The 19,956-nt window shown below is 35.9% G+C and carries 21 protein-coding genes; 9 read left to right on the top strand and 12 right to left on the bottom strand.

The features are described from left to right. Positions 1–115: 115 nt before the first annotated feature. The gene (locus GHD00_RS08880) at positions 116–250 is read left to right on the top strand and encodes a YqzM family protein (RefSeq protein WP_163537806.1); all 135 of its coding nucleotides are present in this window, start codon (positions 116–118) and stop codon (positions 248–250) included. Positions 251–313: 63 nt separating this feature from the next. Here GHD00_RS08880 and GHD00_RS08885 read toward each other — a convergent pair whose 3' ends face one another. The 3 genes from GHD00_RS08885 to GHD00_RS08895 form a co-directional block, all read right to left on the bottom strand. Next, a complete protein-coding gene (locus GHD00_RS08885) occupies positions 314–2,611 on the bottom strand; it encodes a DNA internalization-related competence protein ComEC/Rec2 (RefSeq protein ID WP_163537807.1) in 2,298 nt (765 codons plus the stop codon). 23 nt (positions 2,612–2,634) lie between these two features. Further along, the gene (locus GHD00_RS08890) at positions 2,635–3,090 is read right to left on the bottom strand and encodes a ComE operon protein 2 (RefSeq protein WP_163537808.1); all 456 of its coding nucleotides are present in this window, start codon (positions 3,088–3,090) and stop codon (positions 2,635–2,637) included. Positions 3,091–3,167: 77 nt separating this feature from the next. Beyond that, positions 3,168–3,746, bottom strand: a complete 579-nt coding sequence (locus tag GHD00_RS08895) for a helix-hairpin-helix domain-containing protein (RefSeq protein ID WP_163537809.1) — start codon at positions 3,744–3,746, stop codon at positions 3,168–3,170. 78 nt (positions 3,747–3,824) lie between these two features. On the opposite strand from GHD00_RS08895, the gene comER reads away from it, so the two are divergent. The 5 genes from comER (at position 3,825) to GHD00_RS08920 (ending at position 11,963) form a co-directional block, all read left to right on the top strand. After that, positions 3,825–4,649 carry a late competence protein ComER gene (gene comER, locus GHD00_RS08900; RefSeq protein WP_163537810.1) on the top strand — a complete coding sequence of 275 codons (825 nt, stop codon included), beginning with the start codon at positions 3,825–3,827 and terminating at the stop codon, positions 4,647–4,649. An 835-nt stretch (positions 4,650–5,484) separates the two neighbouring features. Beyond that, positions 5,485–7,842: a nitrite reductase large subunit NirB gene (nirB, locus tag GHD00_RS08905; protein ID WP_163537811.1), complete on the top strand. Its 2,358-nt coding sequence runs from the start codon at positions 5,485–5,487 to the stop codon at positions 7,840–7,842. 25 nt (positions 7,843–7,867) lie between these two features. Next, entirely contained in the window at positions 7,868–10,009 is a 2,142-nt protein-coding gene (nasC, locus tag GHD00_RS08910) for an assimilatory nitrate reductase catalytic subunit NasC (protein ID WP_163537812.1), read from the top strand. Between the two features lie 39 nt (positions 10,010–10,048). Next, complete coding sequence (locus GHD00_RS08915) at positions 10,049–11,494, top strand: MFS transporter (protein WP_163537813.1); 1,446 nt, start codon at positions 10,049–10,051, stop codon at positions 11,492–11,494. A 103-nt stretch (positions 11,495–11,597) separates the two neighbouring features. Next, positions 11,598–11,963 (top strand): PH domain-containing protein, encoded by a 366-nt coding sequence (locus GHD00_RS08920; RefSeq protein ID WP_163537814.1) that lies wholly within the window; start codon positions 11,598–11,600, stop codon positions 11,961–11,963. Between the two features lie 87 nt (positions 11,964–12,050). On the opposite strand, the gene GHD00_RS08925 is transcribed toward GHD00_RS08920, so the two are convergent. After that, complete coding sequence (locus tag GHD00_RS08925) at positions 12,051–12,230, bottom strand: H-type small acid-soluble spore protein (protein WP_163537815.1); 180 nt, start codon at positions 12,228–12,230, stop codon at positions 12,051–12,053. A 270-nt stretch (positions 12,231–12,500) separates the two neighbouring features. On the opposite strand from GHD00_RS08925, the gene GHD00_RS08930 reads away from it, so the two are divergent. Next, entirely contained in the window at positions 12,501–13,655 is a 1,155-nt protein-coding gene (locus GHD00_RS08930) for an MFS transporter (protein WP_163537816.1), read from the top strand. 142 nt (positions 13,656–13,797) lie between these two features. Next, positions 13,798–14,703, top strand: a complete 906-nt coding sequence (locus GHD00_RS08935) for a DMT family transporter (RefSeq protein WP_163537817.1) — start codon at positions 13,798–13,800, stop codon at positions 14,701–14,703. Between the two features lie 93 nt (positions 14,704–14,796). Here the strand turns inward: GHD00_RS08935 and GHD00_RS08940 are convergent, their stop codons facing one another. Next, complete coding sequence (locus GHD00_RS08940) at positions 14,797–15,327, bottom strand: hypothetical protein (protein WP_163537818.1); 531 nt, start codon at positions 15,325–15,327, stop codon at positions 14,797–14,799. Between the two features lie 210 nt (positions 15,328–15,537). Between GHD00_RS08940 and GHD00_RS08945 the strand changes: the two genes are divergently transcribed. Continuing rightward, a complete protein-coding gene (locus GHD00_RS08945; RefSeq protein WP_163537819.1) occupies positions 15,538–15,744 on the top strand; it encodes a zinc ribbon domain-containing protein in 207 nt (68 codons plus the stop codon). 379 nt (positions 15,745–16,123) lie between these two features. On the opposite strand, the gene GHD00_RS21075 is transcribed toward GHD00_RS08945, so the two are convergent. The 7 genes from GHD00_RS21075 to aroE all read right to left on the bottom strand — a co-directional run bounded on the left by GHD00_RS21075 (position 16,124) and on the right by aroE (position 19,938). Then, on the bottom strand, positions 16,124–16,219 hold the full coding sequence (locus tag GHD00_RS21075; RefSeq protein ID WP_240468652.1) for a putative holin-like toxin: 96 nt from the start codon (positions 16,217–16,219) through the stop codon (positions 16,124–16,126). Between the two features lie 232 nt (positions 16,220–16,451). Next, the gene (locus tag GHD00_RS08950) at positions 16,452–17,201 is read right to left on the bottom strand and encodes a class I SAM-dependent DNA methyltransferase (RefSeq protein ID WP_163537820.1); all 750 of its coding nucleotides are present in this window, start codon (positions 17,199–17,201) and stop codon (positions 16,452–16,454) included. 18 nt (positions 17,202–17,219) lie between these two features. Next, positions 17,220–17,564 (bottom strand): ribosome silencing factor, encoded by a 345-nt coding sequence (gene rsfS, locus GHD00_RS08955; protein ID WP_163537821.1) that lies wholly within the window; start codon positions 17,562–17,564, stop codon positions 17,220–17,222. A gap of 12 nt (positions 17,565–17,576) precedes the next feature. Then, positions 17,577–18,152 carry a bis(5'-nucleosyl)-tetraphosphatase (symmetrical) YqeK gene (gene yqeK / locus GHD00_RS08960; RefSeq protein WP_163537822.1) on the bottom strand — a complete coding sequence of 192 codons (576 nt, stop codon included), beginning with the start codon at positions 18,150–18,152 and terminating at the stop codon, positions 17,577–17,579. A gap of 56 nt (positions 18,153–18,208) precedes the next feature. Further along, positions 18,209–18,775, bottom strand: coding sequence for a nicotinate-nucleotide adenylyltransferase (locus tag GHD00_RS08965; RefSeq protein WP_163537823.1), 567 nt, complete (start codon positions 18,773–18,775; stop codon positions 18,209–18,211). 28 nt (positions 18,776–18,803) lie between these two features. Beyond that, on the bottom strand, positions 18,804–19,097 hold the full coding sequence (yhbY, locus tag GHD00_RS08970) for a ribosome assembly RNA-binding protein YhbY (protein WP_163537824.1): 294 nt from the start codon (positions 19,095–19,097) through the stop codon (positions 18,804–18,806). A 1-nt stretch (position 19,098) separates the two neighbouring features. After that, positions 19,099–19,938, bottom strand: a complete 840-nt coding sequence (gene aroE, locus GHD00_RS08975) for a shikimate dehydrogenase (protein WP_163537825.1) — start codon at positions 19,936–19,938, stop codon at positions 19,099–19,101. Positions 19,939–19,956 lie beyond the last annotated feature (18 nt).

Genomic DNA, 19,956 nt, shown 5'->3' on the forward strand with positions numbered 1-19,956 from the left:
CCTTTACATATAGATTGACCGTTTTGCACAAATATATAGGTGTAAACTCTTGCTAAGTAAGGGAATCATACGATGATGAAATGACATAATTTGCTTGTTAAGGGGGTTTTTAAGAATGAATGAATTTGAAAAGGATGTTCAATCAAAGCGCCACGATTTATTTGATGCTGGGTTCGGCTTTGTATTCTCATTTTTATTTTTTATGATTATCTTTTTTATTGGAATATTTTTTGATGCAATAGGATCTTAAACGAGGCTGACTTTAGTCTCGTTTTTTTATTTTTTGTACTAATCTTGGTGCGTTAAATAATATTTAGTTTACTTTATCATATGGTAAGAATGTTGAAATGGTTCCACTTCGTTTGGTGAATTTATAAGTTATGGCACCGTGTTGATCTGTTCGAAATATATATACATTTCTATCCTCTAGACGGCTAATCACTTCATGGTGCGGGTGCCCATAGCGATTATCCTTCCCCACTGATATAAAAGCAAATTGTGGATTAATCTTATCTAAAAAAATGTCTGAAGTGGAGGTGTTACTACCATGATGAGCTACTTTTAAAATATCGACCTTACTGTCTGAAAACAGATACTCTAAACCTTCTTCATTCTCTGCCCCAAGATCACCTGTAAATAGAAAACTAAGCCCGCCAAATTCACTATGTAATACTAATGAATTTTCATTTGCATTTTCTTCTTTCTTGTCAGGATGTAAAATTAAAAATGGGTGACCTCCTAGCTCCATATATTCTTTTGCTTGAACTTTTTGATGAATTAAATGCGGAGATATTTCTTTATATCTATTCACAAGCTCCTTATTAAAATAAGGACTAGTAATCAAATAATTTACAGGAATATGTGTTAATAAATATGGTACACTGCCAACATGATCATGATCTGCATGTGTAAGAACCAGAGCATCCAGCTGATCAATACCTCTATATTTTAGATACGGCTCTATAATTTGTTTAAAGTTTCTGTCACTGCTTTCTGAGTAATCATTTGTCATAGTACCTCCGGCATCAATCATATAAACACCTTTTCTATATGGAAGTTCTATAATGATGGCATCTCCTTGTCCAATATCAAGCATGGTGATGCTGCCGTAAGGATTTATGTATGGAGATAGCTTCATGCAAATAAGAAAACAGACTAAGATGCCCCCTATAATAAATGCTTTACGCTTATCATTCTTTTCGAAAAAAATCATAAACAAAATACATAAAAAGTAATATAACAAAAGGGATACAAAAGAAATATAACCAATCACCCACGAATCTCCAAAGAACTGATCTATATAAATTAATACATTTAACATTTCGGTATGCACAAAAACAAATAATCGATCTAACAATGGGACTAGAAAAGGTAAGGCTAGTACAAACAATAGAAATAGAAAAAATGGAAGCACAAAAAAAGTGAAATAAGGAATGACTAAAACATTAACTAAAATGGATAAAGGCTGAAACTCATAAAATTGTTGTAGCTGAATAGGCAATATCACCAAGAGGCTTATCAAGCTAATATCTAACATTCCCCAAAATGTATGTTCTTTTGCTATGAGAATCTTTTTGGATAGCACTATAGCGTATGTAACAATGAAACTAAACTGAAACGCTAAGGAATATACTATATACGGATCCATACAAACTAAAAGAAGAAACACGATACTTAATGTTTGAATGAAAGGAATTTGGATACGAAACCTCTGTAAAAGTAGAATAATGAAAGCAAGAATACTCGCTCGCCAAACAGATGGAGCAGATCCAGCAAGAAGGGGATATATAGGCAGAAAAAAACATAACCACACAGTCACTTTATCTATGGTAAGACGGAAAATATATACAAACATCAGATAAAAATAAGTGATGATTAATCCAACATGTAATCCGGAAATAGCAAGTAAGTGAGACAAATTCCATTTCTGGAATAATCTGACCGTATCATCTGACAAAGCCTCTCTATCTCCAAGCATTAAAGCATTAAACCAAGCAAAGGTTAATGGATCTACCTTTTCTTTTACTTGAGATTTTAAACTATTTCGCAAATCATATATAAACTGTTCCATAGAAGAACCTTGACAATATTGTTCTTTGTCTTGCGATAACTCAAACTGCTTACTGATTCCTTGATCGGCTAAGTATTGTTGGAAATTAAATTGACCAGGGTTACGTTGAGAGGATATTGGTTGAAAGGCACCTGAGAGGCGACAAGTACTTCCAGTTTTAAATGATTGCCTCCATTCTTCCATATCTTTTTTATCATCATAGAAAGAAATAATAGACAATTTTTGTTTCGTTGATGTCTCTAAAAAATGAAAAGTAATCAAATTGGATTCATATGTAACTTCTGAAGCAATCTTTCCATGTAAGACTGTCTTTTCGGTTAGGTCGGAAGATTCATTGAATCGATTTATATTGGAAAAGGCGTTTGAACTAATAACAAAGCAAACCATGATACTGCATATAAAAAAAGCCGAAACATTCCACCTCCAGCGACCATAAACTAGAAGGAATAAAAGAAGGAGGAATGCCAACACATGATATGCAGATGGTATCATAATAACAATGACAAGAACAATCACATACCAATGTAAGAATATACCCACACTGTTAACCCTCCTTTTGACGATTAATTTTGTTTTAGCTGAATAAAATCTCTTTCTAATGCCACTTTTTCAACATGAACTCCTGATTCTTTAAATAAATCTACTGCGTAAGGATGATTTTTATAATCAGTTGCATAATAAACTGTTTTAATTCCACTTTGGATAATGGCTTTACAACAATTTAAACAAGGAAAATGAGTGACATAAATTTCTGCCCCTTCCGTCGATGCACCAAATTTCGCACACTGAAGGATAGCATTCATCTCCGCATGAATTGTTCGTACACAGTGTCCATCAATGACATAGCAACCATCATCTATACAATGCACACCTCCTGAAACACTGCCATTATATCCGCCAGCTATAATTCGTTTATCTCGAACAATGGTAGCTCCAACCATCAATCGCTGACATGTACTTCTCAATGCTAGCAAATGACTCTGAGCCATAAAGTATTGATGCCAAGAAATTCTTTCCACACTTATCATCCTTCTCTTTATCATCTTTTTTACACTATTTAGAGTTTACTAATACCCTTAAAAAGCGTCAATATACATTATGGAATTTGTACATGTTCTTCTAACATTTCCGCTGTTTTTTCGCCAATCCCTGACACATTTTGCAAATCGCTCATCGATTGAAATTTTCCATGTGTGTCCCGATACTCCACAATAGCGTTCCCTTTAACATTTCCTATTCCTGGGATTTCAGTTATTTCCTCCAATGTTGCATTATTTATTCGCACTTTCCCATCATGAGTACTCATGATTGATTCCACTTCATTTCCTTCTGCTGAAGGGATCATAATGACCATTTCATCAAAAACTCGCTCAGCTAAGTTGATGCTTGATACATCTGCCTTCTCTGTAAAGCCTCCCGCTTTTTCAACCACATCCTTCACTCGATAATCCTGTTGCACCTCAAACACTCCCGGTTGCCTTACTTCACCTTTAATATCAACCATTAATACTACATCTTGTTGTTTCTCCGTAGAATCATCAGTTTCCTCCTCCATCTCATCTATTACAAATGAATTATTTTGTTTCGATGGTTCACTAGATGTGTCTATCCAAAACCAAATGAAAATGACGGCAACAATAAAAATAAAATACCAATACTTTTTAAACCAATACATGTATATCAATCCTTTATCATAGAATAAAAAGGTTAAACATAAAATACCAATAAAGATGACTTCTAGGAGGGGAATTGAATGAAATGGGGAATTATTGGTACGGGAAACATGGGGCAAGTGCTAACACACGCTTTTCTCCAGTCGCAATTGCTGAATCAACATGATTTATATTTAACAACACGAACGATGGAAAAAGCTTATACTTTAAAAGAAGAGTTCCCAAATGTGCAAATTACGGATAATGTATTTGACCTTATTGAAGAAGTGGATACTATTTTCCTTTGTGTTAAGCCTCTTGAAATGGTGAAACTTTTACAAGAAATAAAGCATGTTATAAGTAAAGACCAACTACTTGTTTCCATAACAAGCGGCATATCCGTTAATCAAATAGAATCCATTGTAAATTGTCAAGTGGCAAGGATGGTGCCGAGCATAACCAACAGAGCTTTATCTGGCGTTTCCTTGATTACTTTTGGAGAAAGAGTAGATCCTCAAAGAAGAGAATTATTTTACAAAAGATGTAAAAGGTTTTCAGAGCCAATTGAAATTGAAGAAAAACAAATTAGAATTGCTTCCGATATGGTATCTTGTGGACCAGCTTTCTTTGCCTTTTTGGCCAAGAAATATATACAAGAAGCAGATAGTCAAACAGCTATAACAACAGATGAGGCAAGTACGTTAATGGAGAAAATGTTTGTTGGTTTTGGTAAGTTGTTAGCAGAAAAACATTATTCGTTAAATGAATTAATTGAAAAAGTATGTGTAAAAGGCGGTATCACAGGAGTGGGAATCGAAGCTTTAGAAGGTCGTTCAGATGAACTATTCAAGCAATTAATTCATAGTACACACCATAAATTCAGTGAGGACAAAAAAGAAATTTACAAAGAAGTTAAAGTTCAATAAGGATAACCCTATTATATACTAGATTGGAAAATATGGAAAGTTTTTTCACCCTAACTTGGCTTCTATAGCCAAGTTTTTTTGTGCCCTTTTCCATCCTTTGTGTTACCTGCAAAGTTTAACAAAACTGCGCAATAGTGAAAAGTTGTCTCGGTGTAGTCTCCGTATTCTGCCTACGCTAATAGTAATTACCTGATGATGAAAAAGAGGAAGCTCATGAAATCAACATTTCGAGAATTCCTCCTTCCATCAATAGAAAAGCTTACGAAGCTGCGGAAAAATACAAGACTCCAGTAGGAAAGGAACAGTCTGAAGACCCCTCAGGCGAACGGTTTTGGTGAGTGAGGAGGCTGAAGCGTTCCCCACGGCAAAGAAGACACTGCGAAAGCGACCAAAAGGGAGCTTGAGTAGATGTCGCACTTGTGCCCTTGGGTGAAAGCGAGTGTTTTTCCGCAGCGTCGATTAAGCACTCATTGTGAACAGAGTGAGAGGAAAACTTTTTAAGTTTATTGCGTATTATATGGAAATTGTGGCTTGTTTTAAATAGCCACAATTTCTTTAAAAAGGCCTTTTGTTTAATTAAAAGGCAGTTATTACCCGGGAAACCGCAAAAAACGACGATCCTTCTCACCTATTGACAGATTACCGATCCATTTCTTTTTTTGAATGTATATTACCTGCCTTTTAAAAAAACTCCGTCATATTTCCTTACGAAAGCTAAGACAAAATCTTGGAAATCATGCTAATCTGCAAATAAGAAACTATGAAAGGATCACGCAAATACCAGCTGCAACTGTTCATATATATATGATTTACGGATTAGTGGAGGTTTTATCAGATGAGAAAGAAAAGATTGATTTTAATTGGAAATGGGATGGCTGGTTTAAGGACAATAGAACATATTTTGGAAGAAAACAGCTCCCTTTATGAGATTACTATTTTTGGAAGTGAACCTTATACGAACTACAGCAGAATTATGCTTTCGTCCGTACTACAAGGTGATACGACTTTAGATGACATCACGATTCATAATTGGGATTGGTATGAAAGAAATCAAATTAAACTATATACAAATGAAACGGTAACGGACATTCATAAAGAAGAGAAAACTATTCAAACGGATAAAGGCAGAGAAATGCATTATGACCGCTTAATTATTGCTACAGGATCTAACCCTTTTATACTGCCTATTCCAGGAAATGATAAAGAAGGTGTCATGGCCTTTCGAACCATTGAAGATTGTAAAAAGATGATGAAAGCTTCGCGAGTTTATAAAAAAGCAGCCGTAATTGGTGGTGGGCTTTTAGGGCTGGAAGCAGCGCGCGGGTTACTTCATCTCGGTATGGAGGTTGATGTGATTCATCTATCTGACTGCCTCATGAACAATCAACTTGATCAAAAAGCAGCCAAAATGCTTCAAAGAGAATTAGAGCAGCAAGGCATGCGTTTTATTTTAGAAAAAGAAACAGCAGAAATATTTGGTGATGATAGAGCACAGGGCATTAGGTTCAAAGATGGATCTAGTATTGACTCTGATTTAGTTGTTATGGCGGTTGGGGTAAAACCCAACATATCCCTCGCTGATAAAGCAGGCTTAACAATCAATAAAGGGATTATCGTAAATGACAATTTACAGACAGAGGATCCATCAATCTATGCGGTGGGAGAATGTGCAGAACATAACGGGATGGTATACGGCCTTGTGAAACCTCTTTACGAACAAGGAGCAATTCTTGCTCAACATATTTGTCAAAAGGATACAGCAGGATATCAAGGATCTACTATTTCCACACAATTGAAAATATCAGGAGTTGATGTATTTTCGGTTGGAGAATTTCATGAGACACCTGAAAGAAAAGCGATCTACTTCCATGATGAAATTACAGACACATACAAAAAAATTATTTTTGAAGAAGATAAAGCTGTTGGGGCAGTATTATTTGGAGATACATCAGCAAGCCCTAAGCTGTTAGATACTATCGTGAAACAAAAATATATACCAGATCATCAAAAGCAAGACTTGCTTCAACCTGTTGATCCAAGTAACTCTTATGGTGCAACACTTGATAAGAAAGAATTTGTATGTACTTGCAATAGTGTTTCTAAAGGCGAAATTATCGATAATGTACTAAAGAATGAATTAAAGACAGTGAACGAGGTAAAAAAATGTACCCAGGCATCTAGTTCATGTGGAGGTTGTAAACCAGTTGTCCATGAACTTTTAACTTATATTTACAGTGATCATTTTGATGAAAAAATGGAAGATAATCGTTTTTGCTCTTGTACTGATTTGACAGAGGATGAAATTGTTACGGAAATACAGACACGTGGATTATCCGATATAGCCTCCATCATGCGAGAACTGAATTGGAAAAACACGGAGGGTTGCTCTACTTGCAAACCTGCTTTGGAGTATTATTTAGAAATGATTTACCCAGAGTATGAACAAAATCAAGATACTGTTTATATCAATGAAAAAATGAATGCATTAATAAAACAAGATAATACGTATTCCATTATTCCACAACTATATAGCGGTTTAGTTGACTTGGAACAGTTAGAGAAAATTTATCAAGTAGTTGAGAAATATCAGTTATCACCTATCGCTCTTACAAGTGGTCAAAGAATGGTCCTAAATGGTATTAAAAAAGAAGATTTAACAGCTGTTTGGGCCGACTTAAACATGCCATTACATTCCGTTACAGCGAATGCGATACAAAGTGTAAAAACTAGTAATTCGGACCATCTATGCCACTGCGACAAGCAACCTGCAATACAAATTTCTGCCCAAATAGAAAAACAAATTGAATTTATTAAAACACCTTATCGAATTCGTATTGGAGTTTCAGCATGTAATCATAACAGTGCTGGCGCTACTTCAAAAGATATCGGTGTGATTCATATGAATAATGATACTTGGGAGATTTATGTTGGCGGAAGCAGTGGTCGTCATGTACGATCTGGTGAATTATTATATGTTGCACAATCCGAAAAAGAAACGATTGAAATCATCCTGGCATTCATTCAATACTATCGACAATCTGCTAACTTCGCCGAAAGAACATGGCAATGGATTGATCGAGCTAGTATCGTTCATATACGTGAAGTACTATTTGATAAAGACTTATTAAATCTACTAACAGATAAACTAAAAAAAGACCAAATGCAGCGAAAACAAATTTTACTAAAAAATTGAACAGCCTTGAAAGGATGAAAGATAGATGACAGAGCTTATGTTGAAATATTTTCGAGATAAACAACAAAAAGTTCAAACGGAAAAGGTATATAATACGCAATGCCCCTATTGCAGTATGCAATGCAAAATGCAATTAATCGAACAAAAGGTTGTATCTCGAAAAAAATATAAAACAATCGGTCAGGATAATGTAACATCAGAAGGAAGATTATGTGTAAAGGGGATGAACGCACACCAACACGCCCTTCACCATGATCGATTAAAACAACCTTTATTGAAAGTAAATGGTAAATTCGTTCCTGTATCTTGGGAGGTTGCTTTAGAAACCATTAAAGAAAAGTTTACACAGATACAACAAGAAGATGGAAAGGATGCATTATCCGTTTATGGTAGTGCTTCTATTACCAATGAAGAAGCATACCTACTGGGTAAGTTTGCTCGAGTTGCACTTCAAACTAAGCACATTGACTATAACGGAAGACTCTGTATGGCATCGGCTGCAACAGGAGCAAACCAAACTTTCGGTATGGATCGTGGTTTTACCAATTCTATACAAGAAATTCCGCATACTCGATGTATGATACTAGCAGGTACGAATATTGCGGAATGTCAGCCTACCATTATGCCATATTTCGAAAAAGCAAAAGAGAATGGTGCTTATATTATCGCAATAGATCCAAGGGAAACATCGACAACAAAATTAGCAGACTTACACCTAAAAAATAAACCTGGTACGGATATTGAATTGGCGAACGGGTTGCTAAAAATCATTATTGAAAATGACTTGATTGATGAAGCATTCATTCAAGAAAGAACTGATCATTTTGATGAAGTCAAAGATTACCTATCCAACCTTCATCTAGAGGATATTGCTGATGCTACAGGTATTTCTATTAGTGACATGGAACAAGCAGCTACGGTGTTTGGCCGCGAAGCATCTGGTATGATCTTTACCGCTCGCGGGATAGAACAACAAATTAATGGTACAGATACAGTTCGAGCTTTCTTAAATATTCTTCTTGCTACAGGTAAAATCGGAAAGCCGTACTCTGGATATGGGGCTGTCACCGGTCAAGGGAATGGCCAAGGAGCTAGAGAGCATGGACAAAAAGCAGATCAATTACCTGGGTACAGATTAATTGAAAACTCAGAACACCGTAAATATATAGCTGATGTATGGGGAATAGATGAAAGCTGCTTGCCTGGTAAAGGTGTATCTGCTTATGAAATGTTTGAGAAAATAAATGAAGATGCGATTACGAGCATGATGATTATGTGTTCCAATCCAGTCATTTCCAATCCTAATGCTAATTTCGTCAAAAGAGCTTTAAAGAAATTAAAGTTTTTAGTAGTTGTAGATCTATTTTTATCAGAAACTGCGCAATTGGCAGACCTAGTCCTCCCTACCACTTCTTATTTAGAGGATGAAGGGACGTTAACGAATGTTGAAGGCAGAGTTTTGTTACGAGAAGCAAGTTTCCCTATCCAAGGTGATGCTAAACATGACTGGAAAATACTTTGTGAAATTGCACACAAATTAGGGAAAGAAGCTTATTTTCCATTTCAGTCAGCTGAAGAGATTTTTGAGGAATTAAGAATCGCTAGTCGTGGAGGCAAAGCAGATTACTATGGAATCACTTATGATCGAATAAAAAAAGAACAAGGAGTTCTTTGGCCTTGTCCGTCACCAGACGAACCGAGCACGACTCGCTTATTTGAAAACTCTTTTGCGCACCAAGACGGAAAAGCTAAAATGGCTGTCGTAACGAAGCAATCTCAGTCATTAAAACCTAAAGCAAATAAGCAATACCCTTTGCTTTTAACCACTGGACGTGTTATGTCCCATTACTTAACAGGAGAACAGACTAGAAAAAGTCCGTCTCTTGCAGCTAGGAACATTGAAGCATATATGGAAATTCATCCAGATACTGCTGAAAATTTTGGGATCAAAGAAAATACTTTAGTTAAAATTAATTCTGAAAAAGGATGGATTATTGTACGGAGTAAGTGTTCTAAGACAATTAGGAAAGATACTATTTTTGTTCCTTTTCACTGGGATGAAAACCAAAACGTAAACCGTTTAGTCGGCGATCAATTGGATCCATATTGCCGAATGCCTAGTTTTAAAATCAGTGCTGTTAATATACGTCCGGTAAATAATGTATAAGAAAAGTTATCGAACGATAAAATGTTGGGGGATCAAACAATGAATCAGAAACAATCCTATCATGGACAGAAACAAATGCTAACATTAGCGACACTTGCATTTTTTATTAGTGTAATGGTTTGGTTTAACATGGCTCCTTTCCAATCTACCATTATGGAACAATTGGCATTAACAGAAAATGAAATTGGGGCTTTGATGATTGTGAACCTAGCCCTTGCTATTCCTGGAAGAATCTTGATGGGCAGGTTGGTAGATAGATTCGGACCAAGAAATGTTTTTTCCATACTACTTCTAATCATGAGTATTCCATGTTTCGTATTTGCTTTAGGTACGTCTTACCTGCAACTACTAATATCTCGTTTAATTCTTGGTACGATTGGAGCTAGTTTTGTTATTGGTATTCGAATGGTTTCAGAATGGTTTCCACCAAACCAGTCAGGACTATCACAAGGGATCTATGCAGGATGGGGAAATTTTGGGTCATCTTTTGCTGCCCTTACCCTCCCTACACTAGCTCTCTTATTTGGCGGAGAAAATGGATGGAGATATGCCATGCTTCTAACCGGTGTTCTGTCATTAATATATGGTGTTGTATTTTATTTAAAAGCCAAGGATGCACCGGAATGGAAAACTTTCCAACGAGCTAAATCAACAAAAATGATGGAAGCGACTAGTATACGTGATTTATGGTTACTATTAGCTATATTGTTTCCTATTTATGGCGGAATGGCTGTTTTAGTGTGGTCTTTACAAAATACTGGAATTATAAGTGATAGCTTATCTACATTTATCTATATAGCTATTGCATTATTATATTTAAATAATATGGTGAAAGTTTGGAAAGAAAATAAAGCTTACCTTCAAACTAAAGTTCCGGATTCTGAGAAATTTTCGATGAAAGAAGTAGGAATATTAAGTTTCTCTTATTTTGCAACATTCGGTTCTGAATTAGCTATCATTTCCATGCTTCCGATGTTTTTCCAAGAAACATTCACCATTGGGGCTGTTGCAGCTGGAGCAGTAGCAAGCGGGTTTGCCTTTACGAACTTAATAGCCAGACCTGCTGGTGGTTGGTTAAGTGACCGTTTTGGCAGTAAAAAAGTGTTAATGTCACTTTTACTAGTGCTATCCATCTTTTATATTGGAATGGCCTTTTTATCAAGCAGTTGGCCAATTTTTTTAGCCCTTCTATTAACTATCTGTTGTTCATTAGTGAGTCAAGCGGCTTCTGGTTCAGTTTTTTCTATGGTATCGCTTGTTAAAAAAAGCAGAACTGGACAAATTGCTGGTATGGTCGGAGCATATGGAAATATAGGATCATTATGTTTTTTAGCTGTTTTAAACATCTTTTTCCCTAGTTTCTTTTTTATCGCCATTTCTCTAACCTTATTGGTTTGCTTTGTCGCAACAATTACACTTCGATTAGAATCGACGGCCTCTTCTACTTCCCGTCAGCCATCTAGAAAAGCCGCGCAAGCTAATTAATAATCTCTCCCCTACACTTAATGGTAGGGGTTTTATTTTGATACGTAATACATATGATAAGATAGACTACAAATTATGATGAAATAAATAGGAGGAATAGGAAATGGCAGATGTTTCACAATTAATGGAATGGACTTTTTATGAAGAAGTGCCTGTCCCAGAAGACATTCAAGATTTATTAATCGAAGGAGAAGTAACAGAAACAGCATATAAAACAGTTCGAGATGTAGCAGTTGTAACGAATAAACGTTTTATAATCGCTGATAAACAGGGTATTACAGGGAAAAAAGTAGAGATTTACACTATCCCCTTTAAATCCATTGATATGTATTCTTCTGAAAATGGCGGGAGATTAGACTTAAATGCTGAAATAGAACTCTGGACTCGATCAGGACATTTTAAATTAAACTTAAACAAAAAAGTAGATATTCGAAAATTAGATAAATTAATTGCTACATATATCTTGTGATCCAATGAAAAAGCCACCCGGCTATTCTTAGGAGTGGCTTTTCCATTATTTCATTTCAAGAACCCCATGACTCTGAGTAACTTAATTTTATTGCTCATTTAATTCATCAATGGACACCATTACTTTTTGATTTGGATTGTTTAATGGATGAACAGTAGCATGACCAGTACCCTGATCCACATGTTCAATGTAGACTTTATCTCCATTGTATGTGACATTAAGCATATTAGGTGACTCCACTATTTCCTGTGCTCTTTCTGCATTCACTTTGATCACTCCTTTTCTATATATGTAAAGACCTTAATATCTATAGTCTTTACTAGATCTCACATCTATCTTGCTACAATTTTGAAGACAATATGCATAACTGTCACAACTACTTGATTAACTACTGCTTTGCAACGTTTATATTGTGTCAGATATTTTTAATAGTGAACTAAAATAAAAACCTTAATTTTTTCAAACGTTGTTATAAGGATATAGAACATATATAATGAGATAAACGGTTACATTTTTCTTAAAAGTGAGGTTTTCAACGTGAATAAACCTTTTGTGGTGACATGCTTTTATTATTCATTGATATTTATGGCGTCTTCAGGTTTAACCTCTTACATATCTTTGTTTTATGGTGAAATGAATAGTACCGACACACAAATTGGTATATTAACCTCTGCTGGAGCGGTTATGGGGATTATAGCTAACCCGTTTTGGGGAATACGAGGAGATCGTGCAACTAGCAAAAACCATGTACTTTTATCCTGTCTTTTCTTAGCGACTCTTTCTGTATGGTTGCTCCCTTTATTTGGGAATAGTTTTTTGTTGTTACTTGCTGCAACATGTATTTTTTCTTTTTTTAAAACAGCGGTCAACCCTCTTAGTGATGCTATATCGTTAGAATTAGCGTCTAGCTACGATTTTCAATTTTCTAAAGTTCGAACTGCTGGATCCCTAGGATATGCCATCATGTCTATGGTAGCAGGAATGTTAGTAGATATCCATATTTTTTCCATCTTTTTTATATACTCCATTTTAATTATATTAGCTTCTCTTATATTTTTAAAATTACCGAAGATTAAAGGTCATCAGCAAAAACACTCCACTGTCCGCTTTATGCAGGTATTACAAAGTCCTTCGCTTCGGAAAATTTATATTTATGTGTTAATTATTAGTTCTACATTTGGTTTTTTTATTTCTTTTCATGCTTTATATAGTGTGGAGCAAAACATTTCAGTTAGCTTATTAGGAATCGGTATTATGATCGGTTCGTTCAGCCAATTTCCTTTCATGTTGTATTTCCCAAAATTCTACCAGAAATTCGGCATCAGAAAGATCATCCTTTTTGCAGGATTTGTGAATGCATTAAGATGGATACTGTATGCATTTGCACTTAATAGTTATACCGTTTTATTATTGTGGATTTTACACGGGGGCTCGTTTATGCTTTTATACCTTTGTCTCGCAGAATATGTTCATAGACATATCTCAAAAGAATTAAAAGTCAGTGGTCAAATGATGAATGCAATTATTTTAACTGGATTAGGACATATAATCGGAGGAGTATTCGGTGGCATATTCGCAGACTTCTATGGTTACAGTACCATTTTTGCTGCCATGGGCATCCTTTGTCTTATCGGCATCGTTTATTTTTACATCGCAACACTTCATCATACTAATCTTACTGAAAATAGTTAACAAATATTAGGGGTACTGCCGAAGGTACTTGAAGTATTTAGGATGGTATTTGTTTACAATTATGTTATACTTATTTGTGAGTTTTATAGTGTATCCTGCTTGACCCCTGTGGTGGGGTCTATTTGTTTTTAGGAGTGATTTTTTGAACATAAAAGCATTTATATACGGGATCATCACCATTATCATATGGGGATCTACCTATGCCGCTATTCGAGCTAGTCTGCACGGAGGATATGAGCCTGGACATCTTGTTTTTTCACGTTACTTCATGGCATCCATTTTATTGGCTATATATGCTTTATGGCCGAGTGTGAATTTTCGACTTCCCGATAAAAAAGATCTACTCCCATTAACCATTTTAGCTTTGATTGGAATTAGCTTTTATCATACAGGTGTTACTTTTGGTGAACAAACCATTACAGCGGGTACAGCTGGTCTGATCATAGGATCATCCCCCATTTTTTCTTCCATTATAGCTATGTTCGTGCTAAAAGAGCGATTAGGAATATACGGTTGGAGTGGGTTGGGAATTGGATTTATTGGTGTCATTCTCATTACTTTGGGAACAGCTGATTCTTTTTCACTTGCGAGTGGTGCTATTCTCTTGTTGTTATCTGCCATTGCGACATCTATTTTTTTCGTTTTTCAAAAACCCTTTTTAAGACGATATAAACCAGTAGAATTAACAGCATTCTTTACTTGGTCAGGTACCATTCCGTTTTTTTTATACGCACCAGGTATTACAGAATCTCTTCAACAAGGCACCTTAGAAGCACATATATCAACAATATTCACAGCAATATTTCCGACCGCAATTGCCTATGTAACGTGGTCTACAGCACTTTCTTTAGGGAAAGCAAGTGCTGTAACTAGTATGATGTACTTAATTCCAGCTATTGCTGTGTTCGTTGCTTGGATTTGGTTAAACGAATTACCTAGCATGTTGTCCATAATTGGTGGGGGCATAGCCCTTGCTGGTGTAATCCTTGTCAATAGCTTTGGTAAGAGGCGAAGTCCTACTCAAGTTCCATCAAAGAAATCTGCTTAATTTGTAAAACTCCTCCATCTAAGAGATGCTCTTAGATGGAGGAGTTTTTCTTAATCATTTCTCAATAATTTCTTTTAAAAAACTTGTTAGGGGTTACAATGTTCGAGAATAAGATAAAAGCAAAGAAAATTCAATCGCTTGAATTCTACGCAGCTTTTCAGCTTTTGGACTATCTTCCATACCATTTGACGTTATTTCTGCCACTAAATCAATAAAGTTACTGGGGTTCCATTTCCCCCAATCCTTTATTTCTGGCAATATATCAGTTGCATCATTATATAAATCCGGGAAAATGTCATGCTCTCCTACATTCGAGAACCAATATTTTGCATTGCCATAATCACCTTCTTCTCTATGCATGATTCCGTGCCAATAACTGCCTACAGGTTCTGATATTCCTTGGGATAATGTATGGGAACCATATAAATCATCATTCCATAATAATAATCCAGATTTAGTTGCTTGGGCTGCTAATTCAGAAGCATTTGCCCTTCCGGTCAACTCTTCAGGCGAAAGACTTTGAATTTCTTTATTTAATTGCTTATCCCATATTTCAGTGGGACTTAACGATGGCAATGGATCACGCTGTTGTAACCTCTCCACTATTTTCTCTACTTGTGACATATCTCTGTCTCCTCTCCCTTTCTTTATTATGTAAAATATAATGATATCGCTTACTGTTATTATATCTAGAATGATTTAATAAAAAAAGTAAAAAACCCCTTTGTTGTTTCATTCCATACCGCTAAAATATTTTCCTTCATATTCTTATTTTGGTACGATTAATACACAGACATTGATTTTTAATTATAGAATCCTGTTAGGAGGGGCCATATGTCAGATAATGGATGTGTTAAATGCGGAAGTACCAATGCAGCACAAAAAGAAGTAGCGATGACAGGCACTGGACTTTCAAAAATGTTTGATTTACAACATAATCAGTTTGTCGTTGTATATTGTGAGGATTGTGGTTATTCGGAATTTTATAATAAAAATGCCTCAAAAGCATCTAATATTATCGACTTGTTTTTTGGAGGATAGAAAAATTAATTTTGCCTATAATATAGATAAAAACCAGACCTGCTCTTCTCTTTGTGTTTTTTGGAATCATAGGGCATTGTTTGGAGAAATTATATGGCAGTTATTCCTTTTGAATGATTAGAGTATCTTCTCTTATTGATCTGCATATGCTATAATATGAATAGGAAATAATAAAGAAAAAACTTGGCTTATCGCCAAGTCTTAATGACAAAAGCCTCAGTTTTACTTCTACTATCAACCATAATACTTTATATTTTCTGATAGTATAAATAAGCCACAGCGGTAACTGTGGCTTATGGATAAGCGGTTCCCCCAGAGGGTTCGGCCATTCAATCGGAATAGACCTCACCTAGTTAGTTTTTTGGGCGAATAGGGAGGTCTATTTTCTATTGATCATGGAGATGATCAAGGCGAGCAATGCAATGAGCATAGTGCCGAAAGAAAATAACACCATAAAAATCTCATACATACTCATAGGCATCCCCCCTTTCTAATGGGGATTAGCCGACCTTACCCTAAAAGAACATTATCCTCTTGTATTATAACATAATACGATGCATATAACGAACGTATATTCCATTTTTTCATGAGTCATTACATGCCATACAAAATCGGATACCACTAAATAGCTACCACCATCTTGATACTTGAAGCATTTAGACCTCCAAGCTACACTTTCACAATAAAACGCCTGCTTTTTAGACATTTTATTTACTGCAAACAAAAAATATTCGTTCTCCAGATTCTGGTTCATTATGGTGGTTAATGGAAAAATCGGTATGTATACTTCTTAATTGCAGCCCTGCCTCCTTTAACAATTCACGGTAAAAGTCAACGGAGAAAGTACGTTGTTGATGTTTTTCATCGAACCTTTCATAAAGCCCGCTATCCTCATCTAAAACAAAAAAAGTAAGATCATGGATGACTTCTCCTGTTCGTCCACTTGGTTCACAAAACCACACATAAGATATATCATCATAAATTTCTGCAAAAGTTTCTCCGATCATATTATTTTGAAAGTGCTGCAGGCTGTGAACATCAAAAATAAACAACCCGCCTTCTTCCAAGCAGTTTGCTACATGCTGTATCACCGCTAAAACATCTCGCTCCTCTGTGATGTAATTTAATACATCACAGAGGCTTATAATAACATCAAAAGTTCCTACATCACCTAATTGACGAATATCCTGTTTGATATAGGTTACATTAGATTGTTGTTCAACAGATCTGGAATGTGCATAGGCTAGCATATCCGATGAATAATCTATTCCTGTTACCTCAAATCCAGTCTGGTTAAATCGAATACTCATTTCTCCAGTACCGCAGCCAAGGTCTAACATTGTCTTAGCATTTGGCTGGTGTTGGTGAATAAAATGGCTGACAAATGCTTGCCAGTCGTTATAAGGGGCATCTTCCATTAATAAATCATATATATATGCTAATTTGGCATAAGCCATATAATCGCCTCGTTCTGGTTAAAGTCTCACTTCTAATTGAGGAGCATCTCCCCATAATTTTTCTAAATTATAGTAATTCCGTTCATCACGATGGAAAATATGGCATACAATATACCCGAGATCGACTAATACCCATCTCGCTTGGTCAAACCCTTCCATCCGTTTTACTTGAATGGAGTGTTCGTCAGCAATATCTTTTACCTCTCTTGCAATAGCTTGTACTTGACGCTCATTGGACCCTTCACAAATTAAAAAATAATCCGCGATTAGGGAAACATTATTCATATCAAGAATTACGATATCTTCAGCACGTTTATCGTCACATGCTTTTGCGACAAGGTCCACTAATTCTTTACTGTCCATTCCATTTCCTCCCTAGTTTTTAGACTCTTGTTCTTTCACAATTCTTTCATTGTACAATTGAAACGTATCAGGATAGATGGATGCATTTTTGGATAATAAAAATTGAATCGTATTTTTTGCTGCCATCCAACAAGCTTTATCAATATCATCATAGACTACAGCTCGTACATCATCGACTCCCGGGAAATCCCGCCCTGGTTCAATGTAATCGGCAATAAAAATAATTTGATCCATCAGTGACATATTTCGCTTACCTGTAGTATGCCAATATATGGCACTAGAGACTTCTAGATCCTTAAGTCCGACTTCACGCTCTATCATTTTGGAACCAACAGGGCCATGCCAAAGTTCAGGGTGATACTCTAATAAGTCCTGCGGCAGCTTTTCTGCAATAATCCACCGCTTCATTTCATCATGATTTCGGTATTTGGCATAATCATGAAAAATAGCCGAAAGTTCTACCTTTTTTTGATCTGCATTGTAGTGATCTGCGAGCTTTAATGCGGTTTCCATCACTCGTTTCGTATGCTCATATCGAGCCGTTTTCAACTGCTTTTTTACAATATTAAGTGCAACTTCTCTTTCCATTCTACTTCGGTCACTCCTAACTCCAGGCCCGGTTATTTATAATAATATGATAAAAGCTATTTCGAATATAACCTTTTACGTTCAATAATTTCGATAACTTCCGGGGGTGTTAAGTAGCGAATAGACTGCTTGTTGGACACTCTACGACGAATATCTGTTGACGATATCTCCACAAGCGGCATTTCTACCTCCTTGACAGGATATGGAGTTTGCATGGAGTATCCCGGCCTTTTTACTCCCACAAATGTAATCAATTCCATCAATTCTTCAATTCGATGCCATTTAGGTAAAAACTCTACCATATCCCCCCCAATAATAAAATAAAATTCATCATTGGGATGTTTCTCTTTTATCTCTTTTATCGTATTCAAGGTGTATGATTTACCCTTTCGTTCCACTTCCATTGTATCGACATAAAAGTGAGGGTTATCTGACACTGCTCGCCTCGTCATTTCAATACGGTAACTTGCTTTCGTTTTGGCATCATCCTTGTGAGGCGGTTGATAAGATGGAATAAACCATACTTCTTCCAGACTTAATGTTTGAAAAGCTTGTTCTGCCATTAACAAATGTCCATAATGAGGTGGATCAAAAGTACCCCCAAACAATCCAATTCGCTTCATTGCTGACACCTTCTTTTTTTCTCTATCTTTAAGGTAATGTAATTTGCTTATTTTCTTCTGATTCTTTATATAAAACAATTGTATTACCTATAATTTGGACTACATATGCATTTGTTCCTTCTGCTAATTCTTCTGCTACCACATTTTTATCTTCCAAGCAATTTTGTAATATTGACACTTTAATGAGCTCTCTTCGCTCTAATGCTTCACCAACTTGCTTTATCATATTTTCGTTCACACCATCTTTTCCTACTTGAAATATAGGGTTTAAATGATGTGCTTCAGCACGTAAAAAGCGCTTTTGTTTACCTGTTAATGTCAAACTATTCACCTCTTAATTTATTTTCTAATTTATGCACTAAGTGACCTACATCTAGATTTTTTCCAGTCCATTTTTCGAATGCTAGTTGTCCTTGATATAAAAGCATTGCATGCCCATGATGTATATGAGCACCACGAGATTTTGCATCAGCCAAAAGCTTTGTGGTAATTGGCTGATAAACAATATCACTTACAACAGCTCCTTGCTTCACATTATTTAATTGGATAATTTGTTTATCTGTGTTAGGTTTCATTCCAACAGATGTAGTCTGAACAATTAAATCATATTTCGAAAGCTGTGCCTCTGCTTGTTCGAAGCTTAATACATCCGAATTTTTGTCGTCTTTCTGTAAAGTTAATAAATCCTTCGCTTTTTCCTGTGTACGATTGGCGATATCTATATTTTTGACTTTTTGCTGCATCAACGCCCGATATATCCCTCGAGCTGCACCTCCAGCACCCAATATTAACACAGAAGTTTGAGAATGAAAAAGGTCTGGATATGGCTCCTTAATGGAACGAACATAGCCTTCCCCATCGGTACTATACCCTTTCCATTTCCCATTCTCATTTACTACAGTATTTACAGCACCTAAGGTCTCTGCGTCCTGGTCGATTTCGTCCAAGTAGTCAACAATAACTTGTTTATAAGGTACTGTTACATTAAATCCATCTATTTGCTCTTCTCTGAGCTTTTTTAAGACAGAAGGCAACTGCTCATGGTCCCCTTCATAAAGCTTATATTCCCCATCTAAACCCGCTAATTGAATAAAGTGATCATGAATCCATGGTGATAAAGAATGACCAATTGGATGGCCGATTAATCCTAAAGATAATGACATGCTATTTCCCCTTCCCTT

The sequence above is a fragment of the Gracilibacillus sp. YIM 98692 genome, from assembly GCF_010993965.1.
GTDB lineage: Bacteria > Bacillota > Bacilli > Bacillales > Amphibacillaceae > Gracilibacillus.

Coding starts and splice junctions, on each gene's coding strand:
- GHD00_RS08880 (WP_163537806.1), top strand. CDS start 116: ATGAATGAATTTGAAAAGGATGTTCAATCAAAGCGCCACGATTTATTT.
- GHD00_RS08895 (WP_163537809.1), bottom strand. CDS start 3,746: ATGTATTGGTTTAAAAAGTATTGGTATTTTATTTTTATTGTTGCCGTC.
- comER (WP_163537810.1), top strand. CDS start 3,825: ATGAAATGGGGAATTATTGGTACGGGAAACATGGGGCAAGTGCTAACA.
- nirB (WP_163537811.1), top strand. CDS start 5,485: ATGAGAAAGAAAAGATTGATTTTAATTGGAAATGGGATGGCTGGTTTA.
- nasC (WP_163537812.1), top strand. CDS start 7,868: ATGACAGAGCTTATGTTGAAATATTTTCGAGATAAACAACAAAAAGTT.
- GHD00_RS08915 (WP_163537813.1), top strand. CDS start 10,049: ATGAATCAGAAACAATCCTATCATGGACAGAAACAAATGCTAACATTA.
- GHD00_RS08920 (WP_163537814.1), top strand. CDS start 11,598: ATGGCAGATGTTTCACAATTAATGGAATGGACTTTTTATGAAGAAGTG.
- GHD00_RS08940 (WP_163537818.1), bottom strand. CDS start 15,327: ATGTCACAAGTAGAGAAAATAGTGGAGAGGTTACAACAGCGTGATCCA.
- GHD00_RS08945 (WP_163537819.1), top strand. CDS start 15,538: ATGTCAGATAATGGATGTGTTAAATGCGGAAGTACCAATGCAGCACAA.
- GHD00_RS21075 (WP_240468652.1), bottom strand. CDS start 16,219: ATGAGTATGTATGAGATTTTTATGGTGTTATTTTCTTTCGGCACTATG.
- GHD00_RS08950 (WP_163537820.1), bottom strand. CDS start 17,201: ATGGCTTATGCCAAATTAGCATATATATATGATTTATTAATGGAAGAT.
- rsfS (WP_163537821.1), bottom strand. CDS start 17,564: ATGGACAGTAAAGAATTAGTGGACCTTGTCGCAAAAGCATGTGACGAT.
- yqeK (WP_163537822.1), bottom strand. CDS start 18,152: ATGGAAAGAGAAGTTGCACTTAATATTGTAAAAAAGCAGTTGAAAACG.
- GHD00_RS08965 (WP_163537823.1), bottom strand. CDS start 18,775: ATGAAGCGAATTGGATTGTTTGGGGGTACTTTTGATCCACCTCATTAT.
- aroE (WP_163537825.1), bottom strand. CDS start 19,938: ATGTCATTATCTTTAGGATTAATCGGCCATCCAATTGGTCATTCTTTA.